Raw genomic sequence first — 20,274 nt, forward strand, 5'->3', positions numbered from 1 at the left:
CGCTAACGTTAACCATCATGTTAATGTGATCTGCGAGCTTACCGGAAGGGGCCATTCAATGAGTACGCAAATTGGCGCAACGGGCGTCCAAGACACGCCATTAAACACCGCAGACGTCAGCCGCAGCGTCCGCACGGATACCTCGGGCGCGCTCGTCGTTTTCGAAGGTATCGTGCGCAATCACGACGACGGCCGCTCGGTTCGCGGAATTGAATATTCGGCACACCCGTCAGCAGGTCGCGTCGTTGGCGAGGTGGCTGAAGAGGTTGCCGAGCGCCATCCCGAGTGCAAAGTCGCGGTGGTGCATCGGGTGGGCGAACTGGGAATCGGCGAGTTGGCGATGGTCGCAGCGGTGTCAAGCGCGCATAGGGCCGCCTCGTTCGCTGCAATATCAGACTTGGTAGATACTGTAAAAGAGCGGCTTCCCGTGTGGAAACGGCAAGTATTTACCGACGGTAGCGACGAATGGGTGGGCAGCGCCTAACCACCAATTTCGGACATGTACCGATCGGGATAGACGAAGCCCGGATCGTCGATCCCGTGCCCGGGCGTTTTCTCCCACATCGCATCCGCCCACAGGTGCGCCAATTCAAGATCCGTGGCACCCGCCCGCATCGGTTCGCGCAGATCCGTTTCTTCGTTGGCAAACAGGCAGCTGCGAATCTGGCCATCAGCGGTGATCCGCGTACGATCACACGTACCGCAAAACGGCTTGGTCACCGACGCTATAACGCCCACTGTTCCACCCGGATGATCCTCGCCCGGGGCAACGTTCCACAGCTGTGCCGGCGCCGAAAGGTCCGTCCGCGGCGCTTCGCTGAGCTCAAATTCCTCGGAAAGGAATTCCAAAATTTCGTCCTGAGGCACCATGTTTGCTCTCGACCATGATTCGCGTGGCCCGAGAGGCATATGCTCAATAATCCGTAACTGCGCACCGGCCTGCAGAGCGTAGCGCAGCAAATCTTTCAGGCCGGCGTCGTTCACGCCCCGCATTGCCACGGCGTTGATCTTCACTGGCGTTAGCCCCGCCGCGCGCGCGGCATCAATGCCAAGAAACACATCGTGCAGCCGATCGCGGTGAGAAATGTGCTTATAAACTTGCGGATCCACAGAATCCATCGAAACGTTCACCCGGTTTAAGCCGGCCTGCGCGAGCGCGTGTGCCTTCTTATCCAAGCCGAGCGCATTGGTAGTCAGCGAAAGCTCGGGGGGCCGCCTAAGTGCGGTGCGAAGCGAACTGGCATAGGAAATAATGTCGATCAGCGAACGCCTGAGCAGCGGCTCCCCGCCAGTAAATCTGATCTCTTCAATACCGAGCATGGTGACGCCGATCCGCAACAGTCGCTTTACTTCGGCATCGCTGAGCGTCTGATCCGTCGGCAACCAATCAAGCCCTTCGGGAGGCATGCAATACGAGCACCGCAAATTACACCTGTCGGTCAGCGATACCCGTAAATCGCGCGCGACGCGACCCCACCGGTCCCGAAGTTCAAGTTGCCGTATTTGCTCAGTCGTCATACTCAACCATTCTACCGGGCTGGCCAACACGTTGCCCAGCGCCCAATGCTCCACCACGTTACGGGCCACGCTAGAATCTTGCAACAGATCCTATTCGGGCGCAGCACGCAAAAGGTGGAGTGGGTGAAATGGTAGAACGTATTTCAGGAATAGTCATCCTCGCCGGCGGCACGGCCCTCCGCCTTGGCGGCGTTTCCAAACCTGATTTCAACGTTGGCGGCAAGCGCCTGATCGACATCCTTTTCAACCAGCTTGATGTGCTCGGCTTGACCGGGCAGCGCGTCGTCGTCGCCCCAAGCGACGTCGACGTTCCACCCGGCGTAAAACTCACCCTGGAAGACCCGCCTCGCGGTGGCCCACTGGCTGGAATCGGCGCGGGCCTAGCAGCCCTCGACTTCGGCGAGGACGATCTGATTGCGCTTGCCACGTGTGACGCCCCGCTCGCGGTACGACTTTTACCCAGGCTGGCCCGCACGCTCACCAACCAGCGACCCAGCCGCACGAACATTGCGAACCAGTACGACGGCGTCGTCCCCGTTAACGCACAGAACTGGCCACTTTATACCCACGGCCTCTACCGCGGTCAAGCACTGCAATCGCTCAGCTTCACGCGCAACGGCAGCGTGCGCCGCGAGTTTGAAACCCTCAAGCTCGCCCAGATTATCGACGACAACCTGTGCATCGACGTCGACGAAGCTGCCGACGCACAAGCGCTCTTAGCCCGCCTGAAAAACTTGCAATAATTCGGCGAGTTTGGCCGCAAACGGCCGTAAGTCCCGTGAAATAATTCTGAGTGGCAATAGCATCGACAACAGAAACCAACCTGATCGGAGCTGACAGTGGTCGAACATCGAGCGCCTATGACTGCGGGAGCAATCTACGCTTCCATCGCCTCGCTCTCACCCGCCCAGCAAACGATGCTGACGGAAATCGCAAAATACACCAAACCAGTCACGGTAACCCAACTGGCCGATAGCCTCGGCCTCCACCCCAATTCCGTACGCGCCACCCTCGACTCGCTCTCAAGAATCCAACTAATCGGCCGGCAAGTCATCAAATCCGGTGGCCGCGGGCGCCCGTCGTGGGGGTATTACACACTTGCCCCCGACACCGAGTCCTTCGCCTCACACCAAATGGTTGAGCTAACCAATATTTTCTGTGACGCGATCCGGAAATACGCCGAAAATCCCGAAACTGAAGCCCGCCGAATCGGCCGCAAATGGGGAGAACGCGTCATCGACCATCTCGTGGAGCAGGGTGAGATCACCGGCACCACCCTCGATTTCGAGGCACAGATTTCTCAGCTACGAGTGCTCTACACCTCGCTAGGAACCTCGGCAACGATCAATCGCGACAACCCGGATGAGATCGACCTCCACTCGTGCCCATTCGTCAACCGGCACGGTGAAGTAGACCCGCTGGTATGCGTGATGCATAGCGGCATGATCAGCCGCGTCATGGAAGAAAATGATGGCACGGTGATAGGCGGGCAACTATATCCGATGGACCTGCCGGGCATCTGCAAAATCAAAGTTGAAACTACTCCCGCCCGGTAAATCAGCTATCAATGCCGCTTGGGAAGCTGTACTCCTCGCCGTCGCTAAACGATGCGGTAGCGATGGGCTCGGTTAAATCGATCGCGACCTCGACAAACTGTTGCACATCTGAGGAGCTCGACACACGATAGTTCAAACGCTCATTTTCTTTGTGGTGGATCTCGATCCGGCCATCCACAAGCCAAGCGTGCCGACGGCGCAGGCTGATGAGCGTTCGATAGTGATCAAACATCCAGCAGCCAAGCTCGGCAAGCTCGGCGGGCGATGGAGGAAGCGGCCCGCGGATAGGATCATCGGCAGCCACCCCGGTTCCTTTCTCACCGCGGAATGCTTGCTCATCACCCTGATACACGGATGGGATTCCCGGCAGCGTGAACAGGATCATCGCGGCAATTGCGGCGCCGTCGTCGCCAACAATCGAGGCAATACGATCGACGTCGTGATTGCCGACGAACGTTTGCATCGGCGCGGTGGCGCTAAATTCTGCGTGCCGTTCGAGGGCGTGGGCGAGCTCCCACAGGTTACGATCTTTCAGCGAGCTCCAGATGCCTTTCCACAGCTCATATTGGGTGACCGTGTCAAGGCCGCCCTCCGTGATCAGCGCGGTGTAATCACCGTGGATGATTTCGCCGAGGAAGACGGCGTTCGGGAAGCGTTCGCGCACACGGTTCGTGACGGTGGCCCAGAACGTGTTCGGCACGGCGTAGGCGACGTCGAGGCGCCATCCCGCGATACCGCGCTCGAGCCAATATTCCATCACGTCAACAGTGAGATCGGCGGTGGCCGGGTTTGTGTGGTCGAACTCCGCGAGGTCAAGATGGCCTTCCCAGTGCTGCGGGAAGCCATCATCCGCCACGAGAACCGGGGAGGGATCGCCGTTTAATGCCGCGCGGGTGAGCGGGTGTTGCACGCCAACGTGGTTAAAGACGCCGTCGAGGATAATCTCCAGCCCGCGCGTTGAGCATTGCTCAACGAGCCAAGCAAAATCTTCGTTTGAGCCCAGGCGCGGATCAATCCGGAAGTGATCCGTGGTGTCATAGCCGTGAGTGGTCGATTGGAACAGTGGGCCAAATAGCAAGCCGTTACATCCGAGTTCGACGGCGTAGTCTAGCCACGGTTCGAGACGGCGTAGCCGAGCGGTTTCGCCGTCGTCTGGGAACTCTGGGCGGATGGGGGCGCCAAGCGCACCGAGAGGGTAGACGTGCCACCAAATGGCATGTTCAAGCACGGAAATCTCCTCCAATGACGCGGCTGCAAAACCGCCGCGTGGGTCGTTCCCCATAGCCTATCCTGTATAAGCCCGCCCTGGCCCGTCGGGTGAGTGTGAAAACAAAAATCCCGCGGCACGAACATCCGTACCGCGGGAGATGGTCGGGGTGGCGGGATTTGAACCCACGGCCTCTTCGTCCCGAACGAAGCGCGCTACCAAGCTGCGCCACACCCCGGTGTGCAAACCAACTCAATCATGATAACGAACGGGCTCACTATTCCGAAATCCCTCGAGGCACTGCGCTTGAGTTCACATGGCCCAGGTTGACACGGCTCACGTTCACAGGGCCCAAGTTTGCATAGTCCGAGTTCGCTGCCGGCAATGCCCTGTTCTAGCTGGCTCCACCAACCGGAACAACGTCGATAAGAATTGCCTCGGGTGGGCAAAAAGTCCGCAAAGGCATGTACGTGGCCGTGCCGATGCCAGCAGATACCTGTACCCATGCCGAACCGGGCTTGTCCTTCACTATCACAGCTCCATCACCCGTAATATGCACGGGCTCACCGGCATCGGAATTTTCCTCCATCGGCCATGGAAACAGCCCAGAAGCGAGCGCTGGATCAAGATCGCAATTCGACACCAACGCGCGCCCGCCCGGCAGGCAAATCTGCCCGCCGTGAGTGTGCCCGGCGAAAATCATGGAACAACCGTCCGCCACCATCTCGTCCAAAATTCCCGTATACGGCGCGTGGGTTACCCCAATGCGCACGTGGGGACCTTCTGGTTCTTCCCAGGTCTGTTTTTCCGGAAACCTGTTGTAGTGGATGTGCGGATCGTCAACCCCCACGAAGTCTAAGGTCCACCCAGCAACCTCCAGACGAGCGCGCCCATTATTTAAGTCCACCCATCCGCGCCGCGTTAGCGCCGAACGCAACTCGCGCCAGTCAAGGCGCTCGTTATGTTTGGACGCCTTGCCGTTGAGCCCCCTATTCGACGGGCCGAGCAGGTAGCGGAACGGATTCTTAAACACGGGCGCGTAATAGTCATTCGAACCGAAAACAAACACGCCTGGCAGATCTAAAAGAGGCCCCAGAGCATCGAGCACGGGTTCGCGGGCCTGGTCTTCCGCCAAAATATCACCGGTGACGACGACGAGGTCCGGCTTGGTATCACCCAGTGCGCGTAGGAAGTCAATTCGTTTAGAATGCCTGGCCAGCGCGTGAGTATCTGAAATGTGCAAGACCCGTACCGGAGCGACGTCTCCGGGCGTTAACACAGACCTGCGGCGTAACCGGTAACTGTGTGCGTGCACGAGCCCATAGGCTAGGCCGGCCGCCCCCGCACCCAGTACTGTGACGCCAAACCCGAGGAGAAGTTTTCTTTTCACCGAACTCAGCCTCCTCCGGAAGATATCCAGATTTCTATTTGCGAACCACGATTTGACTTTTCACCGCCGGCCGGTGATTGCCGAATGACGGTACCCTCGGGCTCTTCCGATGCCTCCGCTCGCGTGATGTAACCATAGCCCTGAGCTAAAGCTTCGGACTGCGCATCCTGCTGGGACTTGCCCACCAGGTTCGGCACGGTTTGTTCGGGGCCACTGCCTTCGATTGGTTCGTCATTGGACTGTTCGTCTTCGGACTGCTGGCTTGAGTCGTTACCGCGTACTTTTCGCGGATCGATATTCGGCGGGGTGAACTGTTCGATCGGCTCATCAGCCAATGCCGCGTCCATGAACAATTTGAAGGTTTGGGCCGGATACAGACCGCCGTATACTTCGCGGTGATACCGGCCGTTAATGATCGAGTCGAACATCGAGATATAACCTTCGTGGTGGCCTTGCCACACGGCCGTGCCCAGCTGGGGCGTGTAACCCACGAACCACGCGTGCCAATCCATATTTGCGGTTCCGGTCTTGCCCGCGACTGGGCGGCCCTGTGCGAGCTCCGCGCGGAAGCCAGTCGCTCTGGGTGCAATGACCGTTTCCAGAACCGCTGTGGTTCGGCGGGCGAGCTCAGCGTCGATCACTTGCCGGCATTCGGGCTCTTTCGATGCGATCTCGTTGCCGTTGGCGTCCGTGATCTTGGTGAAGGACATCGGCTCACAAAACTTGCCATCCGCCCCAAGGGTTGCCATGGCGTTCGCCATCGACAGCGGAGTAACCGGGTTCGAACCCAGTGCAGCCGATGGATTTGGCAACAGCGGAAGAGGCTTACCGTGTTCAAAATCTAGTCCCGAAGCCGCGAATTCCTCAGTTTCCGGATCTCCTTCCATCGCCATTCGCCCGCGCTCAACACCAAGATCTGCAGCCATATCGACGATGTCGCACATGTCGAGCTGGTTGGCCATATTGACGTATGCAGCATTGACCGAGAAGCGAGTGACGTCAAGAACCGTCATATTTCCCGAACCGATTCCTTCAATGTTCGTTGGCTGGTAGTCACTTGCCAACTGCGGTGCACATCGAATGCTCCACGATTCGCGCGGGAACATTTGGTTGTTCGCATTCACCCTGTCGTTCGCACCTTTGCCCTGGTTGAGCCACTCCATCAGGGTGAACACTTTGAACGTCGAACCGGATTGGTAGCCAGAGCCCCCGCCCATCGTCATACCCACGTTCAAATTGAGGGTCATGTCGTCGGGGTTTTCGGCGGTCGGGTTTCCGTAGTTGGTATTTTGCACCATTGCTTTGATGTGGCCAGTACCCGCCTCGACGGAGGACAGTGACATGTTGATCGATGACGGGTCATTGACCGGTGTCGATGCGACGACGGCGTCGTAAGCAGCTTTCTGGTCGGCCGGGTCGATCGTCGTCGTGATCACGAGTCCGCCGCGGTAGAGCTTTTGCGTACGCTCTTCACGGGTTTCCCCGAGCTCCTTCCAGTTGAGCACGTCCTTGACGACGTATTCGCAGAAGTAGGCTGAGATTCCGGCTTCCGCGCAGCCGTTTGGTGTTTCGGTGACGTTGAGCATGTCCTCAATCGGCACGGCGACGGCGGCTTCGAACTCTTCACGGGTGATCATGTCGAGTTTATACATTTGACCCAGAACGGTGTCGCGCCGCTGCTTCGCTTCTTCCGGGTTGGTTACTGGGTTCCATCTGCCTGGCGCCTGCGTGATTCCGGCGAGCATCGCGGCCTGTTCGAGCGTCACGTCCGTGGCTGGAATGCCATAAAAGTAACGCGAGGCGGCCTCAACTCCCCACTGCGAAGGGCCAAACTGTGCAAGGTTGAGGTAGCCGGTGAGGATTTCGTCTTTCGACATTTGATTTTCGACGGCGATCGCGTAGCGGGCCTCGTTGAGCTTACGGGAAATGCTGCGTTCTGTGGCGCTTGCGATCATTTCCTGATCGCCAAGGATGCGCCCCTCTTCAATAATGGCGTTCTTGACGTACTGCTGAGTGATCGTGGAGCCTCCAGCGAGGCGGCCTCCGGTTAAGTTATTCCACGCGGCGCCGATGAGGCCCTGCGCGTCGATTCCGTTGTGCTGAAAAAAGCGTTCGTCCTCGATCGCGACCGCCGCGTCTTTGATGTACTGAGAAATTTCTTCAGATGGGACAATGATGCGATTTTCCGCATAAAACGTTGCCAGGTGCGATCCGTCTGCAGCTAGTATGACCGACTGTTGCGACGGGCGCGTGAAATCGATTTCAGTTGGGAGGTCGTCAAAGACGCGCGTGCCAGCGTTGGCGACGGTGCCCGTCGTCGCCGCCAAAGGCAGAGCGGCAGCTGCCAAAATGCCGCCGCCGATGGCCGTCAGCAGGAAGAAGCTGAGGAGGGCGACGATGAGCTGCCGTAAGGTCATCTTGCGTCCAGAATTCTGCATGATTCAACAATAGTGGCTTAGGCGCGGCAAGTGGCGTGAAGTCGACCATGTTCCGGAAATTTGCGGTAGGTCACGGGCAACGCAAGGGCGCAATATGCCCGACTTTGTGCGAAATGCGCAGGACTTCGGATATGAATCTGTCGGATTACCGTTGTAATATGATGTCAGGTGACGGCAGTCACCACGATAGACCAATCCGAAAGCAACGGCGCTTTTGGTGAAGGGACAGCTAATGACTCAGGTATACGAAGATCAAACGTGGGCGGTTCGGGCAATCTGCGCGGACTCTGATCCGGACGCTCTTTTCGTCCGCGGCTCCGCTCAAGCTGACGCGCGCCAAATGTGCTTTTCATGCCCTGTGCGGATTGAGTGCTTAGCCGACGCGCTAGACTCCGCCATGACCTTCGGGGTGTGGGGCGGGATGACCGAGCGGGAGCGGAGGGCTCTCGTTCGCCGTTTCCCGGGTGTGACGAATTGGTGGGAGTACCTTACTGAATCAGATGACACCGTGGCGGTTGAATTGCGCGCGGGCAGAATTCCTCGCCTTTCGCGCAGGCCGGCGGCCCGGTGACACTGGCCAGCGGCACGAAGATACAGGCCAGCGGCACCCTTGCCGAGGCACACTCGAAAACATAGGCTTTGATCATGACTACTTGGGAATACGTAACGGTGCCTTTGTTGGCACATAATACGAAGCAAATTTTGGATTCGTGGGGTAAGGACGGTTTTGAACTCGTGGCCGTCATTCCAGGCCCGAACGGCACGAATCCCGTGGCCTACATGAAGAAGCCGATTGAATGATCTCGCGTAGGCTTGCGGATTTAGGGATCGAGTTGCCCGCAGTTGCCGCTCCGGTGGCCGCGTATATTCCGGCGAAGAGAACTGGAAATGAGGTTCGCACGTCGGGGCAGTTGCCATTTGTGGATGGTGAGTTGGTTGCCCGAGGCAAGGTGGGCGCAGATGTGAGCCAAGCAGAGGCTTACGGTCTTGCGCGTCAGTGCGCGTTGAATGCGCTGGCTGCCGCCGCGGCTGTGGTTGGCCTCGACAACCTTGGTGGCGTCTCTCACGTCACTGGGTTCGTTGCCTCCGCACCTGATTTCACGAATCAGCCGGGAGTCATCAACGGCGCTTCAGATGTGCTTGGCGAGATTTTTGGTGAGGCCGGCGCGCATACTCGCTCAGCCGTCGGTGTTGCGGTGTTACCACTGGATGCACCCGTCGAAGTTGAGGTTACTTTCCTTGTAAGCTAACTCAAATCGCCGAGCCTCGGTTTGCCGTTATTTCCAAACCGGACAAGAATCACCCACAAGGTGCAGGTTTAACGTGCCCGGCATAAGTGATCGCTGACCCGTTTGTGGAGATGCGGCCCACATAAGTGATTAGTGCGCCGTTTGCGGGTCGAAGAAACAACATTCAAGAGGCGGGCGACCATCCACGCAATCAGGTCGCCCGCCTCGGGCAGACACGCGAGCCGAACTGAGAAGGTTGCACAAATTCCTTCTCCAGCCTGCGTGTCACGTTATTCAGCATCACACACATACGAAAGGTAAATCTGAAGGGATTTCCCTCGCGATGTCTCTAGTATGCACGCCGACCCTTAGATATCCATTGATTCACTCTGGGAATTGTCTGGGAAATTTTCCCGCCCGCGCAAGCCATTAGACCTAACACCGCGGGAAACAAACACATATATTAGGAATATGACTGAAGACGCGCCAACAAATTCCATGCCTGACGCACAGCCAACGCAAAAGAAACCCACGCGGATGCCTCGTCCGGCCCGCCGTAAAGTGCCCAAGCCACCAGCAGCGCATCGCCGCGCCAAGCTCGGCACGAAAGAAAAGATCGGGCTCGTCCTCGGCACGCTAGCATTCCTCTTCCCGCTCCTCGTTGACATCCCCAACCTGGCACCCCCGGGCGAACGCATGCTCGCCATCTTCCTGCTGGCGATCGTCTTCTGGATTACGGAACCGATTCCATTAACGGCGACGGCGGTACTCGTCATCCTGCTCGAGGTGCTTCTCGTATCTCAGGGTGCGATCGTCGACCCGGGTGGCGGCGATCCCGCTCTGGCTGAAGCGGCCCTGCCCGCCGCCGATTATTTCGCGGCACTCGCAAACCCCGTCATCATCCTGTTCCTCGGCGGATTTATGATCGCTCACGGCGCCGAAAAATACGGGCTTGATAAGAACTTGGCCTCGGTGATGCTCCGGCCGTTCTCCGATAACGCTCGAGCAACCACGGCAGGCCTCATGCTCATTACCGCCCTGCTGTCGATGTTCATGTCCAACACGGCGACGACGGCCACCATGTTCGCCGTCGTCGCCCCAATCCTGCGCGGCCTCCCCGAAGGCAAAGCGCGCGCCGGCGTCGCCCTGTCAATCCCGCTGGCTGCCAACGTCGGCGGCATCGGAACGCCCGTCGGCACGCCACCCAACGCGATCGCAATTGGCGCACTCGCGGAACGCGGCATCACCGTGTCCTTCGTGGATTGGATGATCCTAGCAATCCCATTCATGCTGGTGGTCCTTGTCTTTTCGTGGCTGTTCCTCTCCTTCGTGTTCCTTCCCAAAGACGCCACCATCCATATCGAAATGGACTCGAACTGGGATCGCTCCACAAACGCCAAAATCTTCTACGCCATCGCCGGCCTCACGATCCTGCTGTGGATGACGGAACCGCTACACGGAATCTCCTCCAACACCATTGGCTTCTTCCCGGTCGTCGCGCTTTTGTGCCTGAAAGTCATGGGCGGCGAAGACATCAAGGCACTCGACTGGCCAGTCCTTTGGCTCGTCTCCGGCGGTATCGCGCTGGGCACGGGCGTTGGTGCAACCGGGCTCGATGAGTGGCTCGTCTCCTCGGTCCCATGGGAGAGCCTGGGCGGCCTCGCAATCCTCGCCATCCTGGGCCTCATTGGCTTTGGAATGGCGAACGTCATCTCGCATTCGGCTGCGGCGAACCTCCTCGTCCCGCTCGCCGTTTCGCTGGCAGTTTCCCTGGACGGGATCGACACGATGACGGTGGCCGTCGTCGTCGCAATCGCATGTTCGCTCGGCATGTCGATGCCGATCTCCACGCCGCCCAACGCGATCGCCTACTCGACCGGCGAGATCAAGATCTCTGAAATGGCGCTGGTCGGTATGGTGGTCGGCTCACTCGCAACCGCCCTACTGATCTTCGGTTTGCCACCGATTTGGGAAGCGCTTGGCCTGCTGTCATGACGTACCCGGGCGTGATTCCACCAGCCGAACACGGCAGTTCGGAGATCGATACGCGCCCGCTCGACGTCGTCATGATCGGCGCAGACCCGCTTACCACCAGCGTTACTCCTTGGCTTCGGCAGGGCCTGTATGGCGAGTGCGATATCCACAATGTTGCAAGCTTTGCCGAGCTTCAAGACCGCGAACCGGGACTTGACGAGCTCGCGGTTATCACCATGACCGTGGGCGCGGAGGGCGCGGGCGAGGATCATCCGATCCACGAATTCCTGGCCGCACCCGAGCACGACGACGTCCGCATCGTCGTACTCGCCACCGAGCGCAACATATCGGGCCTGTCCTCACTCGCCCATAATTCGCGGCTCGACTTGGTGGCCTACCTGCCGGAGTTACAACAAAAGGCATTCACGCGCGACATGCGCACCCAGCTCCGCCGGTACCGCAAAAATACGCGGGCGAAGGCAGGCAAGCGCGAGCGTGCGACGGCCGATGAACGGTTCGCACTGAACATCGACATGTCGGACTTGGAGATCGTGCACGAGATCGTCGCGATCGCGGATCGATTGCTTGGCTATCAACCGCGCGTGCATTTCCCTCCGGATGTTTCGCTCACCACGGAGGGCCACCGGGTTGAAGAGGTGATGCTCGCGCTGTCGGGTCAGGTTTCACTCGAGCGCTCCTCGCACGCGGGCGATGTGATCATGCATCACGCGACGACGGGGCGGCTGATCGGCATGCTCGCACTCACCTCCGGGCGGGAGGCGTTTTTCACTTCGCGAACGACGACGAACGTCGTCGCCGTTCAGCTGACCTTCGAGCAGCTGAACTACATTTGGAATCACGATGCGAAGGTACCCGCGCTCGTTGCCGCGCTGTTCGTACGCTCCTTTGATCGGCGCTTGCGCAGAGCCGAAGATATTCAGATCGAGCAGCACGAGCTCACTGTCGAACTCGAACGCGAGCGCGCAAATCTTGCCACCGCGTTGCGCAATCTCGAGGCGGCCCGCACCGAACTCATGACCCAGGCACGCTTTGCTTCGCTTGGCGAGCTCGCAGCCGGCGTCGCGCACGAACTCAACAATCCGATGGCGGCGATAGACCGCACGTCGGAACATTTATTCGACGACGTGTGCAAGCTGATCGAATTGGCGCCGGATCGTAAGTGGTCGCGCAGGACGATGGCTGCCATTCGGGCGTCGCACAATTCGAAGTCGGTAACCACGCGGGAGGCGCGCGAGATTCGCCGCGAGCTGGAAAAGGTGACGAAGGACCGTGCGGTAGCCCAGCGGCTCGTACTGGCCGGTCTGCATGATCCCGACTTTGCGAAAGAGGTGAAGCGGGCGCGCAACATGGATTTCGAAACAATCGAGGTGGCGGCGTCAATTGGCACGGGCTTGCGTAACGTGTCGACGGCAACTCACCGGATCACTGAGCTCGTTGCCTCGCTTCGTTCGTATGCCCGCCCCGATGGTGATCCGATCACCGACGTCGATTTGCACACCGGGCTGGACGACACGATCCGCCTGCTGTCGCACAAACTGCTCAACGTCGAGGTGAAGCGTGACTATCACACGCTTCCACCGATCACGTGCCATCCGGGCCAGATTTCGCAGGTGTGGACGAACCTGATTACGAACGCGGCCGAGGCGATGGCCGACCAAGAAGACGCCCGCATTACGATCAGCACCGGTATTTTTGATGACGCACACGTAGTTGTGAAGATTGCCGATAACGGCCCTGGAATCCCCGAAGAGACCCGTCAAAACATGTTCCAACCGAGGTTTACCACCAAGAATGGGCAGGTGCGGTTCGGCATGGGAATCGGGTTGTCGGTGGTGCAGTCGATTGTGAATCGCCATCAGGGCACAGTTGATCTTAAATCGAGTCCGCAAGGCACGACTTTCGCCGTCGTTCTGCCTATCGACGGTCCTGCCGACGACGGCGAAATCCCTCTTGCTACCGAGCCGGTGGAGCCTCAGGTAGACCTCAACCCGACTGACTCCGGCATCATGCCGAGGATTATGGAGAAATAATGCAACTAGCGATTTTGATTGTTGAAGATGAGCCCGAGGTTCGCACCTCAATTGAACGCGATCTCGTGGAGTTCGCTGACACGGTGCGTATTGAGCCGACGGAGGATGTGGATGACGCGTGGGACGTGGTCGAGGAAATTAACGACGACGGCGATGTGGTGGCACTCGCGCTGTGCGACCACCGGATGCCGGGAACGACGGGCGTGGAGTTCCTGGTGCAGATGATGGACGATGATCGCACCGCGATGACCCGCAAAGTTCTCGTGACCGGGCAGGCTGATTTGGCGGATACCGTGCGCGCGGTGAATGATGCGGACTTGGATCATTACATCGCCAAGCCCTGGGATCCTGAGGAATTGCGCGAGACGGTGCGCCGGATGCTCACGGATTATGTTGAGGTTGCGGGGATTCATCCGCTGCCGCATTTACCGGTTCTGGATCAGGCCCGTGCGATGGAGCTCGCCCGGGATTTCTTGCGCGCCGACTAGGTGGTGGCGGGCTTTCGCCTTTCTCCCACCGCCCACGGGGATCGCTCTTGCCCGAGGGGGCCGGTAAACCCCAGGGGGATCCGTAAGCCAAGGAATTTCGAGACTTTGCTGGCTTACCGGCCTCCGCGGGTATTATGGACCCCCGCGGACGTTATGAACCCCCAGCGGGCCGAAGGGGATCTCGGATACCCTCATGCCCGAGCTGTCCACATACAAGATCCGTCCCACAAGCAGCCTTCCCGTGCCGGTGATCAGCTTGATCGCCTCCGAGGCCATGAGCGTGCCCGTCATGCCCGGCACGGTTCCCATGATCCCGACGTCGGCAGTCTTCGGCAGGGCATCCGCCGCCGGCTCGTGCGGGAACACATCCCGCAAGCTCAGTCCATCCGGCCCGGGAAAGCCGGCAGACACGGCCCGCTGCCCCGTCCAAAACACTGAGATCTGCGCACCCCACTGCAAAACGCTCCCGAAAACCTCCGGCATCCCCAAGCTCACGGCCGCATCAGAAATAAGATACCGCGTTGCCAGATTGTCAGTTCCATCGACGACGGCGTCCCAGCCGCGTAGCGTTTCCCACGCGTTTTCTTCGGTGAGGTGGATCGGGAAAGTCACGACTTTAAGCTCGGGGTTAAGTTCGCGCAAGCGCCGGGCCGCGCTGTCCACTTTGAGCTCGCCGATCGCGGCTGTCGAATGAATAATTTGCCGCTGGAGATTCGAAAGGTCGACGCGATCGGCGTCAACGATCCCGATCGTTCCCACACCGGCCGCCGCAAGGTAGGGCAAAGCCGTTGACCCGAGGCCACCCGCACCGACCATGAGCACTCGCGCATTGCAGAGCCTACGCTGCCCGATCTCGCCAATATCTTTCAGACTTATATGCCGGGCAAAGCGCTCGCGTTGGGCGGCCGTTAGCTCGGGCCCCGGTTGCACGAGCGGCCTGATTTTCGGACACTGCTCTTTGGCCTTCTGACTCCGGAATTCAACCATCACACTTTACCGAAGTAGTTTCGCGTGGCACCACTTGGCCAGTCATGCGATGCCACGCCTGCAGCCGGCTCTATCCTCAGGAGAGCATCCGCGGCCGATCCGCCTGCAAAAGGCGGCAGCACGTCCACCTCGGCATCGGCGGGCAGAATTTCACTCGGCTCGCACCGCTTTCCATTGACAAGGAATGACGCCAGATCCAGCACTCTCGCCAGCCGCTCCGAGTCCGGCCGGTCACGCTTAATCGCCGCCGCCAGATCGGCAACGCTCGCTCCCTCGTTGACGCCTAGCACCTCGGCATCCGTGCCAGCATAATCAGCCGCCGCCGCAAAATATCGAACGTGAACTTTCATCGCTTTTCCTAACCGTTGGTAGTTGGACGTTTGCTAGTTGGCTCTTGCGCTTCGTTGTTCGGCTCGTGCCCGGCGCCAACCGCCACGCTCCCGCCGCTGGCTGGATCGGGTACGTCACGATCGAAGAACGGTTCACGCTTCCACAGCGGTGTCGGATATTCGGACCGCGAGCGCAGCACCCACCACAGCACCTCGATGCACGCCGCGGCAATCAGGCCGATCACCGTGGCACGCATCATCATTCCGGTATTCGACGAGTCCAGGAAAAACAGCTCTTGAGTAAACGACCACATAAAAATTATTCCGTACCCCACCAGCGGCAACACAAACAGAAGGAGCTTCCACGGTGACAGCGGGCGGGCAACGGTCGCCACCACCCATGACGACGGTATGATCAGCGCCAACAGCGCTGCTGTCGATTCCTGCGTGTGCTCTTTGGGCACGTCCCAGCCCGAAACCACCATGTACGTTAAAAACGCGGAGGCACCTACGATCACGCCCGCCGGAATCGCGAACTGCAAAACACGCGGCACAAAATGAGGCCGGGCCCGATTGTTGTTCGGCGGCAGGGCCAGCAAGAACGCGGGGATGCCGATCGTGAACCAGCCCGTAATCGTCACGTGGATCGGCACGAACGGGAAGGGTACCGCCGCGAGAATCACCAGGATCGCGAGCATCGCCGAGTAGATGGTTTTCGTCAGGAACAGGTTTGCCACCCGTTCGATGTTCCCGATGACGCGGCGGCCTTCAGCGACGACGTACGGCAATGTTGCGAACCGATTGTCCAGCAACACGATTTTGGCGACGGCGCGCGTGGCAGCCGAGCCGGAACCCATCGCAACACCAATGTCGGCGTCTTTCAGGGCGAGCACGTCGTTGACACCGTCGCCGGTCATCGCCACCGTGTGCCCGTTGCCCTGGAGGGCTTTCACCATGTCCTGCTTTTGGTCCGGGCGCACGCGCCCAAACACCCTATTGTTCTCGATCGTCTGCGCGAACGCCGATTCGTCAATATGCCGGGCGTCCACGGCCTGCCCGGCCTCAATGCCGAGCCGTTGCGTCACCGCACCCACCGATGCCGCATTGTCGCCCGAGATTACCTTGACTTCCACGCCCTGCTCGGCGAAATATTCGAGCGTGTCGCGAGCATCCGGGCGGATCTTCTGGTCGAGCACGAGGAGCGCCATCGGGCGCACATCCACCGGCGCCCCCGGTGCGTCCACCGGTTCGGGCGAATGCGCGAGCAACAGCACGCGCCGTCCGCTCGCCCCGATTTCCTCGGCCATTCGGCCGGCCTCATGATCACCGGCCAGCACGTCGGGCGCGCCCATAATCCACGAGCTAACCGTGCCGTCGTCGTTAATAAACGTGGCGCCCGACCACTTGGTTGCCGACGTAAACGGTTGCCTTGGCCCTACTTCCCACTGCTCGCCCTCGAGCGGGAAACGCTCGATGATCGCGGCAGCCGTCGAATTTGGATCCGGATCAGTGGCGAGCAGGTGGGCGAGCACGTCCTCGCATTCCTCGATCGTTTCTGTGCAACCCTCCACGAGCACAATGTCGGAGAACTCGAGCGTGTTCTCGGTGAGCGTGCCGGTCTTGTCCGCACACACGACGTCGACCCGCGCCAGCCCCTCGATCGCCGGCAGCTCCTGCACCAGGCACGTGCGCTTGCCCAGCCGGATCACGCCGAGCGCAAACGCCGTCGACGTAATCAACACCAAACCCTCGGGAACCATCGGCACAAGCGCGCCAGTAATTTCAAGAACGACGGCGCGCCAATCGGTCGTTCCCCCGCGCACGGCCGAAATCACCGTCAAAATGCCCACCGGGATTAACACCCACGTGATGTACTTCAGGATCTTGTTGATGCCCGCCTGCAACTGCGAGTGGGCGAGCGAAAACCTGGAGGCCTCCTGCGCAAGCCTCGCCGCATAGGAATCCGCGCCCACCTTCGTCACTCGATAGTCCCCTGACCCGGAGACCACGTAGGAGCCCGACATGATCTCATCGCCCGGTTCCTTGCGCACCGCATCCGATTCGCCGGTCAGGTTCGATTCATCGACGGAAAGGTATTCGGAAGTTTCAACGACGCCGTCGACCACCACTTGGTTTCCGGCGCCCAGCCGAACGACGTCGTCAAGCACAAGTTCTTCTTGGGTGAGCTCGACCAGCTGCCCATCGCGCCACACGCGCGGATGCTCCTCGCCCACGATCGTCAGCGATTCGAGCGTGCGCTTGGCGCGCAACTCCTGGATGATGCCGATGCCCGAATTGACGATGATGAGCAGGCCAAATGCTCCGTTGATGATTGACCCGGTGGCTAAAACCATCGCGAACAGCACCGCGAGAATCGCGTTAATCCGCGTGAACATGTTTTGGCGAACGATCTTGCCCACTGACTTACCCGTGCGTGGCGGCAACTCGTTAGCGCGCCCATCGCGGCGGCGCTCTTCGACCTCGGCGCTGGTCAGCCCAAAATCTACGGCGGGCTCGTGCACCCGCTCAGTCGTTTGCTCAGCCATTCGATCAACGCTTCCGGTAGAGGGTCTTGCGCTGATAGCGCGGCTCGGAGGTTACCAAAATGCCGAGGTTACGGAAGATCGCTTCGTCCACCGAACCTAAGATTGTGGTGGTATGGACGTTACAGCCCTCCACGTTTCGCAGCTCATCCAAGGCCCGGCGCGAATCTTCGGATTCGGAGGCGGACACTGACAGCGCGATCAACACCTCATCCGTGTGCAGGCGCGGATTGCGCGAACCCAAATGCTGAGTTTTCAGCGTTTGAATCGGCTCAATCGATTCCGGTGATAACAGCAGGTGGTCGTCGCTAATCCCCGCCAAGTACTTAAGCGCGTTCAGGAGCATCGCCGCCGAACAACCAAGCAACGCCGACGTTTTGCCGGTGATAATCGTGCCGTCGTGTAACTCGATTGCAGAACCGGGTTCGCCCGTGCGCTCCTCAATCGCAAGCGCGGGTGCGACGACGCGGCGCTGGTCCGTCGACGTTTTCGCCTTGGACATGACGATCGCGATCCGTTCCGACTGCACGGGCTCCAGATCGTTGACCTCCTCGTCAACGAGCGCCTTGTAATACCTGCGGATAATTTCCTGCCGGGAAGCTTCGGCAACGATGCCGTCATCGCTAATACAGTGCCCTACCATGTTCACACCCATGTCGGTAGGCGACTTGTACGGGGATTGCCCGAGCATCATGTCAAGGAGCGCTTCGAGCAACGGAAATACCTCAACGTCCCGGTTATAAGAGGTGACCTGCTCCCCGTAAGCCACTAAATGATAGGGATCGATCACGTTGTTATCATCCAAATCCGCGGTGGCCGCCTCGTATGCAAGGTTGACCGGGTGGCGCAGCGGCAAATTCCAGATCGGGAAGGTTTCAAACTTGGCATAGCCCGCAGCAATTCCGCGCTTGTAGTCGTGATAGACCTGCGAAAGACACGTGGCGAGCTTGCCCGAGCCCGGGCCCGGCGCCGTCACCAAAATCAGATCCCGCGACGTCGGCACATAGTCGTTCGCACCAAAACCCTCATCGGACACGATCCGCTCGGTAGCCGCCGGATAACCCGGAATCGTGTGATGATGAAACACCTTCAAACCAAGCCGGCGAAGGCGCTCCGAAAAGGCGTGCGCCGCGTGATCGGCGTCGTCGATCTGAGTCATCACGATGTTCTCAACCAAAAAACCGCGTTCGCGAAACACGTCCACGAGCCGCAACAGATCGTCCTCGTAAGAAATCTGCAGATCCGCACGCTTCTTCTGCCGCGTAATATCCTTCGCGTTCAAGCACACAAGAATTTCGATCTCGTCTTTGATCTGCTCGAGCATCGCAATCTTATTGTCCGGCGTGAACCCGGGCAGAACTCGGGCCGCGTGGTTGTCATCGAAAAGCTTGCCGCCCATTTCCAAGTAGAGCTTGCCGCCAATCTCTTCGCGCCGCTTGGAAATGTGGGCGGACTGCATCTCAATATACTTCTCGCGATCAAAACCAATGCGCGGCATCGGGCTCCTTAACATCGATCCTCCCCGGTGGCTCCCAAACCCACGGCCCACAGCCCCGGTGGGTGCCACGCGCATCATTCTACGACACAACAAAGTGGGTGCTTCAAGGCAACCGCCAAGAAGCACCCACTTGCAGGACTCATGTTAGAGGTTCATGCGCTCGCGAACCTCGGGATTCTGCTCGAGCCACGCACCAACAGCCTGGTCAACTGGCTGGCCCGCGTTCTCGTTGAGCGCGTAGTTTTCGACGTCGGAAAGCTCCTCGGCGGTCAGCTCGAAGTTGCTGATCATCTCGGCGAGCTCCGGGTGATCTTCGGTAAATCCTGCACGCGCAAACGTGTGAACATTTTCAGCGCCGCCTAGAGCACCCTTTGGATCTTCCAGATCGCGGATATCGTAAGCGCCGTATGCCCAGTGGGGCGTCCACAGCGTCACAACGATGTCCTTTCCTGCGGCCATGGCCGAATCGAGCTCTGCGAGCATCGCAGCTGTTGAGGAGATCTTGAAGTTCATGCCCTCAAGACCGTACTGCGGGATGACAGCATTCTCGGTTGTCTGGGTCAGGCCCGCACCCGCATCAATGCCGACGATCTCGTTGCCGAAAACGTCCGCGTTGTCTGCGAGCTCTTCTAGCGAAGTGATGGGCGCATCGTTGTTGACTGCGATCGTGAGCTTGGCGTCGTCGTACCAAACACCCAAGTCTTCAAGGTCATCGCCGTACTGTTCGACGTAGTCGGCGTGCGTCAACGGCAGCCACGCATCAAACAAAAGGTCCATGTCGCCCGAGGCGATCGAGGTAAAGACAACGCCGATATCCGCATCGGTCAGCTCGACGTCGTAACCCTGCTCTTCGAGTGCGATCGCCATCATGTGCGACACGACGACGCCCTCATCCCAACCGGAGGGCACGCCAACGCTTACGGACTTGGCCGCCTCGCCGTCGCCCGAATCATCGGACGAGCAGGCTGCGAGGGTCACCGACAGTGCGAGGACCGATCCGATTGCCATTGCTTTCTTTGCAAACATAGTTGCCTTTCGTTGATTGTACGTTTCTTAGCTTTTAACA

At 59.3% G+C, this 20,274-nt stretch carries 18 protein-coding genes and 1 tRNA gene; 9 read left to right on the forward strand and 10 right to left on the reverse strand.

Annotated features, from left to right (window positions below):
- Positions 1-58 precede the first annotated feature (58 nt).
- Entirely contained in the window at positions 59-484 is a 426-nt protein-coding gene (locus J2S70_RS04190) for a molybdenum cofactor biosynthesis protein MoaE (protein ID WP_307682488.1), read from the forward strand.
- On the opposite strand, the gene moaA is transcribed toward J2S70_RS04190, so the two are convergent.
- Positions 481-1,518 (reverse strand): GTP 3',8-cyclase MoaA, encoded by a 1,038-nt coding sequence (gene moaA, locus J2S70_RS04195; protein ID WP_307682489.1) that lies wholly within the window; start codon positions 1,516-1,518, stop codon positions 481-483. The genes J2S70_RS04190 and moaA overlap by 4 nt on opposite strands.
- Before the next feature lie 128 nt (positions 1,519-1,646).
- On the opposite strand from moaA, the gene mobA reads away from it, so the two are divergent.
- Both mobA and J2S70_RS04205 read left to right on the forward strand, forming a co-directional pair.
- Positions 1,647-2,261, forward strand: a complete 615-nt coding sequence (mobA, locus tag J2S70_RS04200) for a molybdenum cofactor guanylyltransferase (RefSeq protein ID WP_307682490.1) — start codon at positions 1,647-1,649, stop codon at positions 2,259-2,261.
- Positions 2,262-2,357: 96 nt separating this feature from the next.
- Positions 2,358-3,074 carry a helix-turn-helix transcriptional regulator gene (locus tag J2S70_RS04205; RefSeq protein ID WP_307682491.1) on the forward strand — a complete coding sequence of 239 codons (717 nt, stop codon included), beginning with the start codon at positions 2,358-2,360 and terminating at the stop codon, positions 3,072-3,074.
- Between the two features lies 1 nt (position 3,075).
- On the opposite strand, the gene J2S70_RS04210 is transcribed toward J2S70_RS04205, so the two are convergent.
- The 4 genes from J2S70_RS04210 to J2S70_RS04225 all read right to left on the reverse strand — a co-directional run bounded on the left by J2S70_RS04210 (position 3,076) and on the right by J2S70_RS04225 (position 8,109).
- Complete coding sequence (locus J2S70_RS04210) at positions 3,076-4,356, reverse strand: alpha-amylase family protein (protein ID WP_307682492.1); 1,281 nt, start codon at positions 4,354-4,356, stop codon at positions 3,076-3,078.
- A gap of 86 nt (positions 4,357-4,442) precedes the next feature.
- Positions 4,443-4,519 (reverse strand) — tRNA-Pro (locus J2S70_RS04215).
- A gap of 156 nt (positions 4,520-4,675) precedes the next feature.
- On the reverse strand, positions 4,676-5,671 hold the full coding sequence (locus J2S70_RS04220) for a metallophosphoesterase (protein WP_307682493.1): 996 nt from the start codon (positions 5,669-5,671) through the stop codon (positions 4,676-4,678).
- 5 nt (positions 5,672-5,676) lie between these two features.
- Positions 5,677-8,109, reverse strand: coding sequence for a penicillin-binding protein (locus J2S70_RS04225; RefSeq protein ID WP_307682494.1), 2,433 nt, complete (start codon positions 8,107-8,109; stop codon positions 5,677-5,679).
- Between the two features lie 232 nt (positions 8,110-8,341).
- On the opposite strand from J2S70_RS04225, the gene J2S70_RS04230 reads away from it, so the two are divergent.
- The 6 genes from J2S70_RS04230 (at position 8,342) to J2S70_RS04255 (ending at position 13,851) form a co-directional block, all read left to right on the forward strand.
- A complete protein-coding gene (locus J2S70_RS04230) occupies positions 8,342-8,680 on the forward strand; it encodes a WhiB family transcriptional regulator (protein WP_307682495.1) in 339 nt (112 codons plus the stop codon).
- 74 nt (positions 8,681-8,754) lie between these two features.
- A complete protein-coding gene (locus J2S70_RS04235; protein ID WP_307682496.1) occupies positions 8,755-8,910 on the forward strand; it encodes a hypothetical protein in 156 nt (51 codons plus the stop codon).
- Positions 8,907-9,359, forward strand: a complete 453-nt coding sequence (locus J2S70_RS04240; protein ID WP_307682497.1) for a RidA family protein — start codon at positions 8,907-8,909, stop codon at positions 9,357-9,359. Before J2S70_RS04235 ends, J2S70_RS04240 begins: the two co-directional genes overlap by 4 nt.
- 516 nt (positions 9,360-9,875) lie before the next feature.
- Positions 9,876-11,333: an SLC13 family permease gene (locus tag J2S70_RS04245; protein ID WP_407702651.1), complete on the forward strand. Its 1,458-nt coding sequence runs from the start codon at positions 9,876-9,878 to the stop codon at positions 11,331-11,333.
- Entirely contained in the window at positions 11,330-13,363 is a 2,034-nt protein-coding gene (locus J2S70_RS04250) for an ATP-binding protein (protein WP_307682499.1), read from the forward strand. The genes J2S70_RS04245 and J2S70_RS04250 overlap by 4 nt, the downstream gene beginning before the upstream one ends.
- Complete coding sequence (locus tag J2S70_RS04255; protein WP_307682500.1) at positions 13,363-13,851, forward strand: response regulator; 489 nt, start codon at positions 13,363-13,365, stop codon at positions 13,849-13,851. The genes J2S70_RS04250 and J2S70_RS04255 overlap by 1 nt, the downstream gene beginning before the upstream one ends.
- Positions 13,852-13,983: 132 nt before the next feature.
- Here the strand turns inward: J2S70_RS04255 and J2S70_RS04260 are convergent, their stop codons facing one another.
- The 5 genes from J2S70_RS04260 to J2S70_RS04280 form a co-directional block, all read right to left on the reverse strand.
- A complete protein-coding gene (locus J2S70_RS04260) occupies positions 13,984-14,838 on the reverse strand; it encodes a HesA/MoeB/ThiF family protein (protein ID WP_307682501.1) in 855 nt (284 codons plus the stop codon).
- Positions 14,838-15,188 carry a MoaD/ThiS family protein gene (locus J2S70_RS04265; RefSeq protein WP_307682502.1) on the reverse strand — a complete coding sequence of 117 codons (351 nt, stop codon included), beginning with the start codon at positions 15,186-15,188 and terminating at the stop codon, positions 14,838-14,840. Before J2S70_RS04265 ends, J2S70_RS04260 begins: the two co-directional genes overlap by 1 nt.
- An 8-nt stretch (positions 15,189-15,196) precedes the next feature.
- Entirely contained in the window at positions 15,197-17,713 is a 2,517-nt protein-coding gene (locus tag J2S70_RS04270; protein ID WP_307682503.1) for an HAD-IC family P-type ATPase, read from the reverse strand.
- Between the two features lie 4 nt (positions 17,714-17,717).
- Positions 17,718-19,208 (reverse strand): DUF1846 domain-containing protein, encoded by a 1,491-nt coding sequence (locus J2S70_RS04275; protein ID WP_307682504.1) that lies wholly within the window; start codon positions 19,206-19,208, stop codon positions 17,718-17,720.
- Positions 19,209-19,352: 144 nt separating this feature from the next.
- Positions 19,353-20,234 carry a glycine betaine ABC transporter substrate-binding protein gene (locus J2S70_RS04280; protein WP_307682505.1) on the reverse strand — a complete coding sequence of 294 codons (882 nt, stop codon included), beginning with the start codon at positions 20,232-20,234 and terminating at the stop codon, positions 19,353-19,355.
- Positions 20,235-20,274 lie beyond the last annotated feature (40 nt).

Source organism: Trueperella bonasi (assembly GCF_030811535.1).
In the GTDB taxonomy this organism is placed as follows: Bacteria; Actinomycetota; Actinomycetes; order Actinomycetales; family Actinomycetaceae; genus Trueperella; species Trueperella bonasi.

What these genes read in the sequence shown, in the direction of transcription:
- J2S70_RS04190 (WP_307682488.1), top strand. Translation starts at nt 59, where the DNA reads ATGAGTACGCAAATTGGCGCAACGGGCGTCCAAGACACGCCATTAAAC.
- moaA (WP_307682489.1), bottom strand. Translation starts at nt 1,518, where the DNA reads ATGACGACTGAGCAAATACGGCAACTTGAACTTCGGGACCGGTGGGGT.
- mobA (WP_307682490.1), top strand. Translation starts at nt 1,647, where the DNA reads ATGGTAGAACGTATTTCAGGAATAGTCATCCTCGCCGGCGGCACGGCC.
- J2S70_RS04210 (WP_307682492.1), bottom strand. Translation starts at nt 4,356, where the DNA reads ATGGGGAACGACCCACGCGGCGGTTTTGCAGCCGCGTCATTGGAGGAG.
- J2S70_RS04225 (WP_307682494.1), bottom strand. Translation starts at nt 8,109, where the DNA reads ATGCAGAATTCTGGACGCAAGATGACCTTACGGCAGCTCATCGTCGCC.
- J2S70_RS04230 (WP_307682495.1), top strand. Translation starts at nt 8,342, where the DNA reads ATGACTCAGGTATACGAAGATCAAACGTGGGCGGTTCGGGCAATCTGC.
- J2S70_RS04235 (WP_307682496.1), top strand. Translation starts at nt 8,755, where the DNA reads ATGACTACTTGGGAATACGTAACGGTGCCTTTGTTGGCACATAATACG.
- J2S70_RS04240 (WP_307682497.1), top strand. Translation starts at nt 8,907, where the DNA reads ATGATCTCGCGTAGGCTTGCGGATTTAGGGATCGAGTTGCCCGCAGTT.
- J2S70_RS04245 (WP_407702651.1), top strand. Translation starts at nt 9,876, where the DNA reads ATGCCTCGTCCGGCCCGCCGTAAAGTGCCCAAGCCACCAGCAGCGCAT.
- J2S70_RS04250 (WP_307682499.1), top strand. Translation starts at nt 11,330, where the DNA reads ATGACGTACCCGGGCGTGATTCCACCAGCCGAACACGGCAGTTCGGAG.
- J2S70_RS04255 (WP_307682500.1), top strand. Translation starts at nt 13,363, where the DNA reads ATGCAACTAGCGATTTTGATTGTTGAAGATGAGCCCGAGGTTCGCACC.
- J2S70_RS04260 (WP_307682501.1), bottom strand. Translation starts at nt 14,838, where the DNA reads ATGGTTGAATTCCGGAGTCAGAAGGCCAAAGAGCAGTGTCCGAAAATC.
- J2S70_RS04265 (WP_307682502.1), bottom strand. Translation starts at nt 15,188, where the DNA reads ATGAAAGTTCACGTTCGATATTTTGCGGCGGCGGCTGATTATGCTGGC.
- J2S70_RS04270 (WP_307682503.1), bottom strand. Translation starts at nt 17,713, where the DNA reads ATGGCTGAGCAAACGACTGAGCGGGTGCACGAGCCCGCCGTAGATTTT.
- J2S70_RS04275 (WP_307682504.1), bottom strand. Translation starts at nt 19,208, where the DNA reads ATGCCGCGCATTGGTTTTGATCGCGAGAAGTATATTGAGATGCAGTCC.
- J2S70_RS04280 (WP_307682505.1), bottom strand. Translation starts at nt 20,234, where the DNA reads ATGTTTGCAAAGAAAGCAATGGCAATCGGATCGGTCCTCGCACTGTCG.